The organism is Achromobacter sp. 413638, from assembly GCF_043119405.1.
Taxonomy (GTDB): Bacteria; Pseudomonadota; Gammaproteobacteria; order Burkholderiales; family Burkholderiaceae_B; genus Achromobacter.
The window spans coordinates 22,475-36,915 of record NZ_JBICCO010000016.1 but is presented as its reverse complement, the minus strand read 5'-3'; the positions used below and the strand labels follow the sequence as shown (position 1 = coordinate 36,915).

General features: G+C 71.2%; 15 protein-coding genes. 6 read left to right on the top strand and 9 right to left on the bottom strand.

The annotated features are described in order from the left end of the window. Window positions 1–38: 38 nt before the first annotated feature. Complete coding sequence (locus ACEU5R_RS09155) at window positions 39–740, bottom strand: TetR/AcrR family transcriptional regulator (RefSeq protein ID WP_392409946.1); 702 nt, start codon at window positions 738–740, stop codon at window positions 39–41. Window positions 741–895: 155 nt separating this feature from the next. On the opposite strand from ACEU5R_RS09155, the gene ACEU5R_RS09150 reads away from it, so the two are divergent. The 3 genes from ACEU5R_RS09150 to ACEU5R_RS09140 all read left to right on the top strand — a co-directional run bounded on the left by ACEU5R_RS09150 (window position 896) and on the right by ACEU5R_RS09140 (window position 3,489). After that, window positions 896–2,110, top strand: coding sequence for a Tm-1-like ATP-binding domain-containing protein (locus ACEU5R_RS09150; protein WP_392409916.1), 1,215 nt, complete (start codon window positions 896–898; stop codon window positions 2,108–2,110). Window positions 2,111–2,121: 11 nt separating this feature from the next. Next, the gene (locus ACEU5R_RS09145) at window positions 2,122–2,952 is read left to right on the top strand and encodes a phosphoenolpyruvate hydrolase family protein (RefSeq protein WP_392409915.1); all 831 of its coding nucleotides are present in this window, start codon (window positions 2,122–2,124) and stop codon (window positions 2,950–2,952) included. Window positions 2,953–3,045: 93 nt separating this feature from the next. Continuing rightward, the gene (locus tag ACEU5R_RS09140) at window positions 3,046–3,489 is read left to right on the top strand and encodes an SRPBCC family protein (protein ID WP_392409914.1); all 444 of its coding nucleotides are present in this window, start codon (window positions 3,046–3,048) and stop codon (window positions 3,487–3,489) included. Window positions 3,490–3,493: 4 nt separating this feature from the next. Here the strand turns inward: ACEU5R_RS09140 and ACEU5R_RS09135 are convergent, their stop codons facing one another. Further along, window positions 3,494–4,468, bottom strand: coding sequence for a LysR family transcriptional regulator (locus ACEU5R_RS09135; protein WP_392409913.1), 975 nt, complete (start codon window positions 4,466–4,468; stop codon window positions 3,494–3,496). Window positions 4,469–4,559: 91 nt separating this feature from the next. On the opposite strand from ACEU5R_RS09135, the gene ACEU5R_RS09130 reads away from it, so the two are divergent. Both ACEU5R_RS09130 and ACEU5R_RS09125 read left to right on the top strand, forming a co-directional pair. Beyond that, window positions 4,560–6,011, top strand: a complete 1,452-nt coding sequence (locus ACEU5R_RS09130) for an amidohydrolase family protein (RefSeq protein WP_392409912.1) — start codon at window positions 4,560–4,562, stop codon at window positions 6,009–6,011. A 25-nt stretch (window positions 6,012–6,036) separates the two neighbouring features. Next, window positions 6,037–6,996, top strand: a complete 960-nt coding sequence (locus tag ACEU5R_RS09125; RefSeq protein WP_392409911.1) for a tripartite tricarboxylate transporter substrate binding protein BugE — start codon at window positions 6,037–6,039, stop codon at window positions 6,994–6,996. Between the two features lie 52 nt (window positions 6,997–7,048). Here ACEU5R_RS09125 and ACEU5R_RS09120 read toward each other — a convergent pair whose 3' ends face one another. The 5 genes from ACEU5R_RS09120 to ACEU5R_RS09100 are packed head-to-tail and all read right to left on the bottom strand — an operon-like array spanning window position 7,049 to window position 11,508. Beyond that, window positions 7,049–8,428: a sulfite reductase subunit alpha gene (locus tag ACEU5R_RS09120; RefSeq protein ID WP_392409945.1), complete on the bottom strand. Its 1,380-nt coding sequence runs from the start codon at window positions 8,426–8,428 to the stop codon at window positions 7,049–7,051. Between the two features lie 5 nt (window positions 8,429–8,433). Beyond that, complete coding sequence (locus ACEU5R_RS09115) at window positions 8,434–9,462, bottom strand: FAD:protein FMN transferase (RefSeq protein WP_392409910.1); 1,029 nt, start codon at window positions 9,460–9,462, stop codon at window positions 8,434–8,436. A 23-nt stretch (window positions 9,463–9,485) separates the two neighbouring features. Then, window positions 9,486–10,289, bottom strand: a complete 804-nt coding sequence (locus tag ACEU5R_RS09110) for a DUF4198 domain-containing protein (RefSeq protein WP_103275201.1) — start codon at window positions 10,287–10,289, stop codon at window positions 9,486–9,488. A 50-nt stretch (window positions 10,290–10,339) separates the two neighbouring features. After that, window positions 10,340–10,855: a DUF2271 domain-containing protein gene (locus tag ACEU5R_RS09105; RefSeq protein WP_392409909.1), complete on the bottom strand. Its 516-nt coding sequence runs from the start codon at window positions 10,853–10,855 to the stop codon at window positions 10,340–10,342. Between the two features lie 26 nt (window positions 10,856–10,881). After that, window positions 10,882–11,508 carry a PepSY-associated TM helix domain-containing protein gene (locus ACEU5R_RS09100; protein ID WP_392409908.1) on the bottom strand — a complete coding sequence of 209 codons (627 nt, stop codon included), beginning with the start codon at window positions 11,506–11,508 and terminating at the stop codon, window positions 10,882–10,884. 230 nt (window positions 11,509–11,738) lie between these two features. On the opposite strand from ACEU5R_RS09100, the gene crcB reads away from it, so the two are divergent. Then, window positions 11,739–12,131 carry a fluoride efflux transporter CrcB gene (crcB, locus tag ACEU5R_RS09095; protein ID WP_103275198.1) on the top strand — a complete coding sequence of 131 codons (393 nt, stop codon included), beginning with the start codon at window positions 11,739–11,741 and terminating at the stop codon, window positions 12,129–12,131. Window positions 12,132–12,227: 96 nt separating this feature from the next. Here the strand turns inward: crcB and hpnE are convergent, their stop codons facing one another. Both hpnE and hpnD read right to left on the bottom strand, forming a co-directional pair. Further along, a complete protein-coding gene (gene hpnE, locus ACEU5R_RS09090) occupies window positions 12,228–13,550 on the bottom strand; it encodes a hydroxysqualene dehydroxylase HpnE (protein WP_392409907.1) in 1,323 nt (440 codons plus the stop codon). After that, window positions 13,547–14,410, bottom strand: a complete 864-nt coding sequence (gene hpnD / locus ACEU5R_RS09085; RefSeq protein WP_103275196.1) for a presqualene diphosphate synthase HpnD — start codon at window positions 14,408–14,410, stop codon at window positions 13,547–13,549. Before hpnD ends, hpnE begins: the two co-directional genes overlap by 4 nt. Between the last annotated feature and the right edge of the window lie 31 nt (window positions 14,411–14,441).

The window sequence follows — 14,441 nt, the reverse complement described above, 5'->3', positions numbered from 1 at the left end:
GGCGCCGGCGCGCGGCCGGCGGCGCGACCCGGGGCGGCCTAGCCGCCGCGCCTGTCGCTGTTCTTGCCGCCTTTCGTGGGCTTGTCCTTCTTGCCCGGCGTCGCAGCCCCGGCGTCCGCCAATGCCTGCCTGATGATGGCCTGAGCGGTCCAGCGCGCCACCTCGGTCACTTCGGGCAGATCCAGCCGCCAGATGTCCTTGAGCACGAGGAACACCTCGGTGCCGTAGACCAGCGACAGGGCCTGCGCCACGCGTTCCTGCTGCGCCGGCGTCAGCGCGCCGGCCAGCGGCGCGATGGCGCGCTTCAGGATGTCGACACGGTGGCCGCGCACCAGGCGCGGCTCGTTGCCGGCGCGGCCGGCGCTGGCCTCGGCGTGCTGTTGCAGCGAGACCTGGATGGCGGCGCGCAGCGGCGCCTCGTGCGCCTCCAGGCGCGGGTAGGCGAAGCGCAGCAGCTCGTCGACGCGCGCGCCGGCGTCGTCGGCGCTCGATTCCCAGGCCAGGATCGGACCCAGGCTTTCGTCGACCACGGCGGCGATCAGCGCGCTCTGGCTGGGGAAATAGCGATAGGCGGTGGCGCGCGACACCTGGGCGTGCTCGGCCAGCTCGGCCACCGATGGCGTGATGCCCTGGCCCATGAGCTGCTGCGCGGCGTCCAGCAGGATCTTGCGCATGCGCGCGCGCGGCCCGTGCGGCGGCTCGCCGCTGGCCTCGGCCTGGCGGCTGGCGGGGGCGATCAGGGCGCGCGCGGACGCCGCTTGCGGGGCGGTTCGGGTTTGACGTGAGACAGGCGTCTCAGTATGATTCTTTCGTCTCATTTACGAATTCTACAAGCCGGGCTCGCCCCGGCACATATCGAGGCGCGCATCGAGTGTAGCCGCCCGCGGGAGGAGTCATGACGAATACCAAGCGGCGGGTCTACGTGGCCGCCACCTACGACACCAAGGGCCATGAGGCCGAATACGTGGCCGGCCTGCTGGCGCGCGACGGTCTGGACGTGGTGACGGTGGACGTGTCCACCACCGGCGCGTCCAGCGCCGCCCGCGTGCAGGCCCGCGAGGTGGCCGCCCGTCATCCGGGCGGCGCGCAGGCGGTGTTCACTGGCGACCGTGGCACGGCCATCGCCGCCATGGCGCTGGCCTTCGAGCGCTACGCCGCCGCCGACGCCGGCATCGGCGCGCTGCTGGGCCTGGGCGGCTCGGGCGGCACGGCGCTGATCACGCCGGCCATGCGCGCGCTGCCCATCGGCGTGCCCAAGTTGATGGTATCGACCATGGCTTCGGGCAACGTCGCGCCCTATGTCGGGCCGTCCGACATCGCCATGATGTACTCCGTCACCGACGTGGCCGGGCTGAACCGCATCTCGCGCCGCGTGCTGGCCAATGCCGCCGGCGCCATTGGCGGCGCGTTCCGCCAGGCCGACAGCGCGGCCCAGGACAACGACAGCCGTCCCGCCGTCGGCATCAGCATGTTCGGCGTGACCACGGCCTGCGTGCAGCAGGTGGTGCCGCTGCTGGAGCCGGACTACGACTGCCTGGTGTTCCACGCCACCGGCACCGGGGGCCAGTCCATGGAAAAACTGCTGGACAGCCATCTGCTGTCCGGCGTGCTGGACCTGACCACCACCGAGGTCTGCGACTTCCTGTTCGGCGGCGTGCTGGCCTGCACCGAGGACCGCTTCGGCGCCGTGGCGCGCACGCGCGCGCCCTATGTGGGCGCCTGCGGCGCGCTGGACATGGTGAACTTCGGCGGCATGGAGACCGTGCCGGAACGCTACCAGGGCCGCCTGTTCTATCCCCACAATCCGCAGGTGACGCTGATGCGCACCACGCCCGCCGAGAACGCCCGCCAGGGCGAGTGGATCGCCAGCCGGCTGAACCGCTGCGACGGGCCGGTGCGCTTCCTGATCCCCGAGGGCGGGGTGTCGGCGCTGGACGCGCCGGGCCAGGCCTTCTGGGATCCGGAGGCCGACGCCGCGTTGTTCACCGCGCTGGAAACGCACCTGGTGCAGACCGCCGACCGCCGCCTGGTGCGGGTGCCCTGCCACATCAACGACCCGCTGTTCGCCCGCACGGCGGTCGAGCAGTACCTTGAAATCGCCCAACACTGAGGACCGCCGCCATGCCGCGCTTTGACCGCAACCAACTCATGGACAAGTTCCGCGCCATGGTGCGCGACCGCCAGCCCATCGTGGGCGGCGGCGCGGGCACGGGGCTGTCGGCCAAGTGCGAGGAAGCCGGCGGCATCGACCTGATCGTGATCTACAACTCGGGCCGCTACCGCATGGCCGGCCGGGGCTCGCTGGCGGGCCTGCTGGCTTACGGCAACGCCAACGAGATCGTGGTCGACATGGGCCGCGAGGTGTTGCCCGTGGTCAAGCGCACGCCGGTGCTGGCGGGCGTGAACGGCACCGATCCGTTCTGCGACTTCGACGTGTTCCTGGACGACCTCAAGCGCCAGGGCTTCGCCGGCGTGCAGAACTTTCCCACCGTGGGCCTGATCGACGGCACCTTCCGCGCCAACCTGGAAGAAACCGGCATGGGCTACGGGCTGGAAGTGGACATGATCCGCCTGGCGCACGAGAAGGGCATGCTGACCACGCCCTATGTGTTCAACGAGGCCGACGCCGTGGCCATGACCCGCGCCGGCGCCGACATCATCGTGGCGCACATGGGCCTGACCACCGGCGGCTCCATCGGCGCCGAAACCGCGCTGACGCTGGACGACTGCGTGGCCGCGATCGACCGCATCGCGGCGGCCGCGCTGGCGGTGCGCGATGACGTGATCGTGCTGTGCCATGGCGGCCCCATCGCCACGCCCAAGGACGCCGCCCACGTGCTGCGCGCCTGCAAGCATTGCCATGGCTTCTACGGCGCCAGCTCGATGGAGCGCCTGCCCACCGAACAGGCGCTGACCGCGGCCACGCGGGAATTCAAGGGACTGACCTTCTAAGCTGTTTACCAGGCGCCGTGCACGGCGCCTTTTTCTTGTCTATCGCCGCACTCCATCCTTCCTTCACCGCATCCGCTTCGACAGGAGCCCCGCATGTCGCACACCGTGTATATCAGCGCCATCATCCATGCGCCGCTTGAGCAGGTCTGGCCCATGTTCCGCGATTTCAACGGCCTGGCCGGCTGGCATCCCGGCGTGGCCGTCAGCCGCCTTGAGGACGGCGGCCGCGCGGACGCACTGGGTTCGGTGCGGCACCTGACGCTCCAGCCGTCCGGCTTCGTGCGCGAACAGCTGCTGATGCTGGACGATCCGGGCACGGCGCTGCGCTATTCCATCATCGAGACCGACCTGCCCATGCGCGACTACGTCGCCGGCGTGCAGCTGCGCCGCGTCACCGAAGGCGGGCTGACGCTGGTCGAATGGTGGGCCGACTTCCGCGTCGAGGCCGGCGCCGATCTGGCGGCCGTGGCCGGCGCCGTGGGGCAGGGCGTGTTCGCGGCGGGGCTGAAGGCGCTGGACGAGAAGCTGCGCCGCTAGGTCCCTAGGTCCTGCCCGCGCGCTTGCGCGCGGCGCGGGCGCGCGCGCAGCCGGGCGGCAGCTCGGCCGTTTTCAAATAATCGCGGATCGCGCCGATCAGCGCATCGGCCGCCGGACTCAAGGGATAGTCCAGGTGGCGGATCAGGCAGACCGTGCGCACCATGGTGGGCCGGGCCAGCAGCGCGTAGGCCAGTCCCGGCTCGCGCACGCGCTCGGCGGCCAGCGCCGGCAGCAGCGCCACGCCCAGTCCCGCCTTGACCAGCGCCGCCTGCGAGGTGGTGCTGGACGCCTCATGGAAGGGCGCGGCGGCCTCGATCGGCAGGTCGGCGCGGGCGCGCAGCAGCGCGATGATGCCGGTCTCGTCCACCACGCCCACCAATTGGCGGCCGGCCAGGTCCGCCCAGCGCACCGTGCCGTCCCGGCCCGGGCGCAGCCCGGCGTCGTCCTCGCGGTACAGCACGCCGAAGCGGTCTTCCAGGAGCGGCTCGAAATCCAGCCCGGGCGCGTCCGCCCAACGGCTGGTCAGGCCGAAATCGACCTCGCGCGCGGCCACCTTGCGCTGGATGCGGCCGGAGTTGTCGTCGCTCAGGTACAGGCGCACGGCGGGATGGCGCGCGGCGAAGGCGGCGGCCGCCGGCGCGATGATCTGGGTGATGGCCGACGGCGCCGCCGCCACGCCCACGCGTCCGCGCTCCAGCGCGCCGAAGCGCACCACGTCGCCGATGGCGCCGTCGAAGTCGGCCAGCAGGCGCATGACGCGCGGCAGGAATTCCTCGCCCGCCGCCGTCAGCAGCACGCGCCGGCTGGTGCGCGCGAACAGCAGGGTGGACAGCGCTTCCTCCAGCTGGCGCACCAGGCTGGTGACGGACGACTGGGTCTGGAACAGGCGCTCGGCGGCGCGCGTGAAGCTGGACTCCTGGGCCACCGCCACGAAGGCGTTCAGGTGCTTGAGCGTGACGTGCTTGGGCAGGCGATTCATTTCAAATCACGATGGATGGATCGATAAAAACAATTTTTCCAGATTGATTGGCCGGCCGATACTAGGGCCTTCATCAAGCCGGGACACGCGCATGCGGCAGGACAAGCTGGATCTGATCATCGAAGGCGGCTGGGTCATCGACGGCCTGGGCGGGCCGCGCGTGCGCGCCGACGTGGGCGTGGCGGATGGCCGCATCGCGGCGCTGGGCGACCTGTCCGGCTATATCGCCGACAGGCGGCTGGACGCGGCGGGACGCATCGTGGCGCCCGGCTTCATCGACGTGCACGGTCACGACGACCTGATGTTCGTGGAAAAACCGGACCTGGCCTGGAAGACCAGTCAGGGCATCACCTCGGTGGTGGTGGGCAACTGCGGCATCAGCGGCGCGCCCGCGCCGCTGCCGGGCAATCACGCGGCGGCGCTGGCCCTGCTGGGCGAGTCGCCGCTGTACGCCGACATGGATGCGTACTTCGCCACGTTGCAGGCGCAGCGGCCGATGATCAACGTGGCGGCGCTGGTCGGCCACGCCAACCTGCGGCTGGCGGCCATGCGCGATCCGTCGGCCCAGCCCACGGCCGATGAACAGCGCGCCATGGAGCGCATGCTGGACGCCTCGCTGGCGGCCGGCGCGGTCGGCTTCAGCACCGGGCTGGCCTACCAGCCGGGCGGCATGGCGCGGGCGGCCGAGCTGGAAGGACTGGCCCGCGTGGCGGCCGCGCGCGGCGCGCTGCACACCAGCCACATTCGCAACGAGGGTGACACGGTCGAGGAATCGGTGGACGAGGTGCTGTCCATCGGCCGCCAGAGCGGCTGCGCCACGGTGCTGTCGCATCACAAGTGCATGATGCCGCGCAACTGGGGCAAGAGCCGCGCCACGCTGGCCAATATCGACCGCGCCCGCGCCGAGGGCGTGGACGTGGCGCTGGACATCTATCCCTATCCCGGCAGCTCCACCATACTGATCCCGGAGCGCGCCGAGCAGATCGACGACATCCGCGTCACCTGGTCGACGCCGCATCCCGAGTGCGCGGGCCGCTACCTGGCCGATATCGCCGCCGACTGGGGGTGCGACAGGACCGAGGCCGCGCGCCGGCTCTGTCCGGCCGGCGCGATCTACTTCGCCATGGACGAGAACGAGGTGCGCCGCATCTTCCAGCATGACTGCTGCATGGTCGGCTCGGACGGCCTGCCCAACGACGCGCATCCGCATCCGCGCCTGTGGGGTAGCTTCACGCGCGTGCTGGGCCGCTATGTGCGCGAAGCCGAGTTGCTGACGCTGGAGGCGGCGGTGGCCAAGATGAGCGCTCTGCCGGCGCGCGTGTTCGGCCTGGCCGGACGCGGCCGCATCGCCGTGGGCGCCTGGGCCGACATCGTGGTGTTCGACGCCGACACGGTGGCCGATCTGGCCACCTGGGAAGCGCCGACGCTGCCCTCGGCCGGCGTCGAGCGCGTGCTGGTCAACGGCGTACAGGTGCATCCGCCCTTGCCGGACACGCCGCGTCCCGGGCAGATCCTGCGCCGCTCGATCGCGGCGCAAGCATAACGATTCCATCCACAGGAGACTCCCCATGTTCCGCAAGACCTGCGCCGCGCTGGCGCTGGCCGCCGCATTGCCGGCCGCCCATGCCGCCTTCCCCGAACGCCCCATTACGCTGATCGTGCCGTTTCCGGCCGGCGGCCCCACCGACATCGTGGGCCGCCTGGCGGCGGCCAAGGCCGGCGAGATCCTGGGCCAGCAGATCGTGGTGGAAAACCGCACCGGCGCGTCCGGCACCATCGGCATGGCCGCGACCGCGCGCGCCAAGCCCGACGGCTACACCGTCGGCCTGGCCACCGTCAGCACGCACGGCACCGCGCCGCACCTGTTTCCCAACCTGGCCTATGACCCGGTCAAGGATTTCACGCCGGTCAGCAATCTGGTGACCAGCCCCAACATCCTCAGCGTCAATCCGCAGTATCCGGCCAAGAGCCTGGCCGGGTTCGTCGAGCATGTGCGCGCCAATCCGGGCCGGGACGGTTACGCCAACGCCGGCGCGGGCGGCGTCAACGACCTGGGCATGATCTGGTTCCTGCAGATCATCGGTGGCAAGATGAACAGCATCTCGTATCGTGGCTCGGCGCCGGCGCTGACCGACACGGTGGGCGGCGTCGTGCCGGTGATCTTCGACAATTTCCCGTCGTCGCTGCCGTATCTGAAGAGCAATCATCTGCGCGCGCTGGCCATCACCGGCCCGGCGCGCAACCCGCGCCTGCCGGACGTGCCGACCTTCGCCGAGCAGGGCTACAAGGACTATGACGTGACCGCCTGGTACGGCGTGGTGGCGCCGGCGGGCCTGCCCGACGACGTGCGCGACAAGCTGGCGCAAGCCTTCGCGCAGGCCGTGCGCGACCCGGCCACGGCGGCGAAAATGGAGGAAACCGGCGCCTTCCCGCTGGGCAACACGCCGGCCGAGTTCGGTGCGCAGATTCAGGCCGAGCGCGACCGCTGGAAGAGCGTGATCGACAAGGCCCAGATCAAGCTGCAATAGGGAAGTGGCGCGGCGGCGAGGCGCGTGGCCGGCAGGCCCCGCGCGCGCCGTCTCAGTACACGTCGCGGCGGTAGCGGCCGTCGTGCTGTATCTGCTGCAGCCGGGCGTCGCCCAGGATGTCGCGCAGCGCGTCATCCACGCCGCCCGCCATGCCTTGCAGGCTGCCGCAGACGTAGACCGCCGCGCCCGCGTCGGTCCAGGCGCGAACCGTGTCGGCCTGTTCGCGCAACAGGTGCTGCACGTAGCGCCGTTCTTCCTGGTCGCGCGAGAACACGGCGTCCAGTCGTTCGATCTGGCCGGCGTCGCGCCAGCCTTGGATCTCGGCGCGGCAGAACCAGTCATGCGCGGCCTGGCGCTCGCCGAACACCAGCCAGTTGCGATGGCGGCCCGCCGCCAGGCGCGCCTTGAGCAGCGCGCGCAGGCCGGCCAGGCCGGTGCCGTTGCCGATCAGGATCATCGGCCGGTCGTCGTCGGGCGCGTGGAAATTGCGGTTGGACCGCAGCCGGAGATCGATCTCGTCGCCCAGCCGCGCCACGTGGGTCAGCCAGCCGCTGCCCTGGCCCAGGTCGCCATCGGGTCCGCGCATCTGGCGCACCAGCAATTGCAGCGCGCCGTCGGCGGGCAGCGAGGCGATCGAGTATTCGCGGTGCGGCAGCAGTTCCCCGCCGCGCTCGCGGCGCGGGCCGATCTCGGCGATGTCGCCGGCCTGCCAGGCCGGCGCGGCGCCGGGCGGCGGCGCCAGCGTCAGCAGGTAGCAGGGGCCGCCCTGGCTGTCCGGGTTGAGTCGTTCGCGGCTTTGCAGACGCCAGGGTTCGTAGGCCGGCGTTTCCCAGTCGGGCAGGTCGCCGCGGCCGGCCAGCATGCCCAGATGATGTTGCCAGTGGCGCAGCGCGGCGGCGTCGCCGTTGTCCACGTCGACGCGGTCGAACAGCGGCTGCGCGCCCTGTGCGCGCAGCCATTCATCCAGCGCGCGGCCGAAGCCGCAGAACTGCGCGTATTCGCTGTCGCCCAGCGCCAGCACGGCGTAGCGCAGGCCCGGAAGTTGCGGCGCCGCGCCGGCGGCGGCCGGCTGCATCAGGCTGGCGAAGGCGGCGGCGGCGTCGGGCGGATCGCCTTCGCCGTAGGTGCTGGCCACGAACAGCACGCGTTCATAGCCGCGCAGCCGCGCCAGGTCGAGCTGGCCCAGGGCCGCGACGCGCACGTCCAGGCCGCCGGCGCGCAACGAGTCGGCCGTCTGGCCGGCCAGCGTCTCGGCGTAGCCGGTCTGGCTGGCGTGCGCTACGAGCACGGCGGCGCGCGGCGGCGGCTGGTCCAGCGCCTGGCGGGCTCGCGTCTCGCGCGCGCGTTCGCGGCGCGCGCGGCGCCAGGCCCAGGCGCACAGCAGCAGCCAGCACAGCACCACGCCGGCCGTGGCGGTCAGGCGCAGGGTCATGGCGTTCAAGATTGCGCGGCCAGCGCCTGGAACGCCGGGGTGGCGGCGAGCCGGAAGCCGCCGGTTTCGCGCAGGATGAACAGCGCCGCCAGTCCGTGGCGGCCGGCCAGGTCCAGGCCCTCGGTTTCGCCCAGCACGGTCAGCGCCGTGGCCAGCGCGTCGGCCTGCATGCAGTCGGCGTGCAGCACGGTGACCGAGGCCAGGCCGTTGCGCACGGGCTGGCCGTCGCGCGGGTCGATGGTGTGGGCGTAGCGCGCGTCGCCGCTGCCGGCGTGGCGGCGGTAGTCGCCCGAGGTGGCGATGCTCAGGTCGCGCAGTGGCAGCGCCAGCGCGTGGGCGTCGCTGGCGTCGGGCACTTCCACGGCCACGCGCCAGGGCTGGCCGTCGGGCCGCAGGCCGCGCGCGCGCAGCTCGCCGCCGACTTCCACCAGATAGCCGGTCGCGCCCAGCGCGTCCAGCGCTTGCGCGGCGCGGTCCACGCCATGGCCCTTCGCGATCGAGGACAGGTCCAGGTAGGTGCCGCCTTCCTGCCAGGCGGCGCGGCGTTCGGGGTCCAGCTTCACGCGTCGCCAGCCGCAGCGCGCGCGGGCCGCTTCGACGGCGGCGGGCGAGGGCGGTTCGAAGGCGCGCTGGTGCGGGCCGAAGCCCCAGGCGTTGACCAGCGGGCCGACGGTGGGGTCATAGGCGCCGCCGCTTTCTTCGGCCAGCGCCAGCGCGTGCGTCAGCACGTGCCAGAAGCCGGCGGGCAGCGCGCGCCAGCCGGGGCCGGCGCGGTTGTAGCGGGTGATGTCGCTGTGGTCTTCCCAGGTGCTCATCTCGGCCACCACCTCGTCCAGCGCGGCCTGGATGGCCTGGCGCGCGGAGGTTTCGGCGCAGCCCTCGGGCAGCGCCAGCCGGGCCGACCAGGTGGTGCCCATGGTGGCGCCCGCCAGCGCGGCGGCCCTGGTGGCTGGCCGCGAGGGCAGGGCAGCGTAGGCCACGCGCACCACGGGCGTGGGCGCGCCCCGGGGCGCGTAGGACGCGGGCGCGGACATGGCGGCCTGGGCCTTCAACCGGATCAGGGCTTGAGCACTTCGAAGGTGCCGGCGTAGGACAGGCGGCGCTTCTTGGCCTGCGGCACGCTGACCTTGGCGTCTTCCATGCCGGCCTCGACCCAGTACAGGCCCGGCTGCGGCCACTTGACCGAGAACTTGCCGTCCTTGTCGGTCTTGGCCTTGATCTCGCCGACCTGGTCGCGATAGCGGATGCCGCCGGCCACGATGGTCATTTCCAGGTCCGGGGCGGGCTGGCCGTCCAGCAGCATCTGGAAGGTGGTGGTCTCGCCCGCGTACAGGTCGTTCGGGTGCGTGACGGGCGCCAGTTCCAGGCCTCGGCCCACGGGCTTGACGGCGCTGGGCTTGCCGGCGGTGACGAAGGTCTCGACGCGGCCCAGGCTTTGCGAGACTTCCAGCTCGTCGGCCTTGGCAGGCACGGCCTGGGCCATGCCCTCGGGCTTGCCGAAATAGCGCTTGGGCTTGCCGTCTTCCTTCCAGCGCGCGAACACGCCGTCGTTGACCACGGCCACGCGGTAGGTGCCGCTCTGCTTGAGCTGCAGGTCGAAGGTGCTGCGCAGCTTGCCTCGATTGAGGTTCTCGGCCTCGGCGGCCGAGCCGTCCGGCGCGGTCACGGCCAGTCCGTCCAGGCGCAGCGGCGCGTGGTTGAAGTGGAACTTGTCGTTGCCGACGGCGGCGTCCACGGTGATCCAGCTGTCGGCGCCCGACAGCACGGTGGAGGACGGCACGACCCAGACGTCGTGCGCGCCGGCGGCGAAGGGCAGGCACAGCGCCAGGGCGGCGGCCAGGTGTTTCATGGATTGCTTCATGGTTGCGCTCCTCGTGGTCGATTGGGCGTAGACGTTCGTATTGCGGTTCATCACGGCTTCAGGTCCAGCGCGATGGCGCCCAGCTCATGCTCGCCGCGCGCGCTCAGTTGTTCGGCCTTCTGCGGCGGCCATTGGAAGGGGATGCGCAGCAGCTCGCGCCCGCCAACCTCGCGTGCCGCTTCCACCACCACGGCGTACTGGCCGGGCTTGAGCTGGGCCAGCGGCTTGGCGGCGCCATTGAAGGCCAGCGCGTGCTTGCCGGCGGGCTTGGTCGCGCCGCTCACGCCGTCCACCGGAAACTGCTGGTTGCGGCCGCTGCGGCGCCACCACTGGCGCATGTCCTTGAGCCATTCGGCGCCTTCGTTGTTCTTCTTGGCCACGTCGTACCAGACAGCCAGGTCGGCGGCCACGCTCTGGTCGGGGTTCTCGATCCAGATCGCCACGTAGGGGCGGTGGTATTCGGCCACGTCCAGGCGCGGCACCTCGATGGACAGGCCCAGGTCGGCCGCGTTGGCGGTCCGGGCGATCAGTCCGGCCACTAGGGCCGGCAGCAATAGCTTGCGCATGGATGTCTCCAGGGCGGATCGTTGAATCAATGGATGAAGAGCAGGGCCAGCACCACGGGGATCACGATCCCCAGGCCGACCATGGGCCAGGTCGCGGCGCGGTTGCCGGCGTGCAGTTTCAGCAGCACCAGCCCGGTCAGCGAAAAGACCAGACAGGCCACGGCGAACACGTCCAGGAACCAGCTCCAGGCCAGGCCGGTGTTGCGGCCCTTGTGCAGGTCGTTCAGGTACGAGATCCAGCCCCGGTCGGTGCGTTCGTATTCGATGTCGCCGCTGGCCAGATCGATCGACAGCCAGGCGTCGCCGCCGGCGCGCGGCAGCGACAGGTAGATTTCATCGGCGGACCATTCGGCCGGCTTGCCAGTGGTGGATGTGTCCAGTTCGCGGTCCAGCCAGCGCGACACGGCGTCGGGCAGCGGCGCCTTCTTCCGGCCGGGCGCGGGCGCGAGCTGGCCCAGCGCGTCTTGCGGCAGCGTGGCATGGCGCGTGGTGACCACGGCCTTCGATTCGATATGGGAAGCGTTGTTCAGCGTCAGCCCCGTGACCGCGAACAGCAACATGCCCAGCAGGCAGATCGCCGAACTGATCCAGTGCCATTGGTGCAGCGTCTTGAGCCAGTAGGCCCGGCGCCGGGAGGGGAGATGACTGTCCATGTGATCGTGGGAAGCGCAGCGCCGGATTCTAGCACTTAATGAGAATGAATCTTATAAGTGAAGGAAGAAAGATCACGCTGCCATTTCAACCGGTTTCGCGGCGTGCCGCGAAGGCGACGGCGGAATCATGGCGCGCGCCGGAACGGGGCGATTGGCGCGGGATCGGAGTTTTTCGGCATACTGCTACGGGTGCAATCCATCCAGCCCGAACCGCGCGGCTTTTCGATCCCATGTCCGCATACCAGACCCTGATTCCCCTGAACTTCCTGGCCGTCGGCCTAGGCGCCGCGCTGGGCGCGTGGGCCCGCTGGCTGGCCGGACTATGGCTGAACATCGAGTCCTGGCCCTGGGGCACGCTGGCCGTGAACCTCGTCGGCGGCTATCTGATCGGCCTGCTGCTCGCGCTGGTGACGGCGCATCCGGAATGGCCGGCCTGGGTGCGTTTGGGCGCCATCACCGGCTTCCTGGGCGGCCTGACCACGTTCTCGACCTTTTCCGCCGAGACCGTGGCCATGCTGGAACGCGGCGCCTATGGCAGCGCGCTGGGCTATGCCGGCATCAGCCTGGCAGGTTCGCTGCTGCTGACGGGGGCAGGGCTGGCGACGGCGGCGTTGTTCCGCTGAATTCGTCGGCGCAGGCGTTTCGCGCTCGCCTTCGGAGTGGACCGCCGCCGGATCCGGCGGCATGCAAGCCACCGATGCGCAATCAACCCGCGCGCCTCATGCGGCGCGCGGGTTGAGCGTCCTGGCGGCGGCCAGCCCGCTCATCACCGCGCCTTCCAGCACGCCGGGATAGCCGGTGTCGGTCCAGTCGCCGGCCAGCGCCAGCGCGCGCCAGGGCGTGGTGTTCAGCGGCCGGGTCAGGCCCGGCACGGCGGCGAAGGTGGCGCGTTTTTCGATGAACAGTTCGGCCGCCCGGATCTCGGGCAGCGGCGGCAGCCGCGCGGGGTGGCGGGCCGCCTGCTCGGCCACCTGGTCGATCAGGGCCTCGATCACCGGCTGGCGGTTGCGCTCGGCCACGCCGACGGCGGCGCTGGCCACGACGGCCAGCTCGCCTGTCTTGTCGTCACCGACCAGGCGCGCGCGGTCGAACAGCCATTGGCCCAGATGGCCGCGCGCGGGATCCTCGCGCAGCATCATCATGGGTTCGGGCAGGCGCCAGGGGCCGGCCAGCCGGAGATTCAGCGTGGCGATCGGCAGGTAGTCGAAGGACTTGAGCGCGTCCAGCAGGCCGCCGGCGCCGGCCTCGCGCAGCGGCGCGTCCAGCAGGCGCGCGGCGAAGGCGGGCGGCACGGCCAGCACGGCGGCGTCGAAGCGCTCCTGGTTGACGACCACGCCGTCTTGCGAGGGCTGCAGCTGGCGCACCGTGCTGCCGTAGCGCATGGTCAGGTGCCGCGCGGCGGCGTCCGGCCACAACGCCGACAGGTCGGTGCAGGGCAGCAGCAGGTCGCTGGCTTCGCGCCTGCCGCCCAGGCTGTCGCGCAGCACGCGCGCATAGAGCCCGGCGCTGGCCTGGGCGGTGGGCGTGTTCAGCGCGGCCAGGCAGAGCGGATCCCATAGCTGGCGGATCAGGGTGTCGGATTGCGCGTAGTGGCGCAGCAGCTGCAGCACGGTCCATTCGCGCGGCGGCGCCCAGGACATGGCCTTGAGTCCGCGCATCAGGCGCAGCATGCCCAGGCGGTCGGACCAGGACAGGCCGCGCGCGCCCAGCACGGCCACGGCCAGGTGCAAGGGCGCCGGCAGGCGCGGGGCCGACAGGCGGAAGCGGCCGTCCAGGCTGGCCAGCCGCAGCGGGCGGCGCATCAGCAGGGCGTCGGGGTTGCGGCCGACGCGCCGCATCAGCGCCAGCGTGTGGCGGTAGGCGCCGGACAGCAGGTGCTGGCCGTTGTCCAGCGGCGTGTCGAATTCGCCGTGGAAGACGCGCCGCGCGCGTCCGCCGGGCGTGTGGCCGGCTTCGAAGACAGTGACCTTGGCGCCGGCCTCGCGCAGCGCCACGGCGGCGGCCAGGCCGGCCCAGCCCGCGCCGATGACCGCGGCCTTCACCGCGCCAGCCGGCGGACCAGCCCGCGGCCGCCGCCCACCCAGGTTTTCCAGGCCAGCCAGAGCTTGCGCAGGGGCGTCAGCGAAATGCGCTGGTGCAGCACCTGCCAGTTGTCGCGCTCGATCTCGTCGAGCAGCGCGTGATAGATGGCCGCCATCATCAGGCCCGGCCGCTGCGCGCGCCGGTCGGCCTCGGGCAGGCTGCGCATGGCCTCGCGGTACAGCTCGCGGGCGCGGTCGGCCTGGAACTTCATCAGCGCCGAGAAGCGCTCGGAGTATTCGCCATTGAGGATGTCCGAGGCCTTGACCTCGAACTGCTGCATGTCGTTGACCGGGATGTAGATGCGGCCGCGGCGGGCGTCGTCGCCCACGTCGCGGATGATGTTGGTCATCTGGAACGCCAGGCCCAGCTTCTCGGCGTAGACCAGGGTCCGCGGGTCGCTGTAGCCGAACACGCCGGCCGACAGCTCGCCCACCACGCCGGCGGCGTGCCAGCAGTATTTGCGCAGGCCCGGCCAGTCCAGGTAGCGGGTCTGGTCCAGGTCCATTTCCATGCCGTCGACCACCGCCAGCAGCCGCTCGCGCGTGATCGAACAGCTCTGCAGGTGCGGCCGCAGCGCGAGCGTCACCGGGTGCTCGGGCTTGCCTTCGAACATCTGGTCGATCTGGGTGCGCCACCAGGCCAGCTTGACGCGGGCCAGCGAGGGGTCGGTGCACTCGTCGACCACGTCGTCGACCTCGCGGCAGAAAGCGTACAGCGCGGTGATCGCGCGGCGGCGCTCGGGCGGCAGGAACAGGAACGAGTAGTAGAAGCTGGAGCCGCTCTTGGCGGCCTTGTCCTGGCAGTATTCGTCAGGGGTCATATTCGGCGGGGCCTGTTGCTTGTCTTGTTGC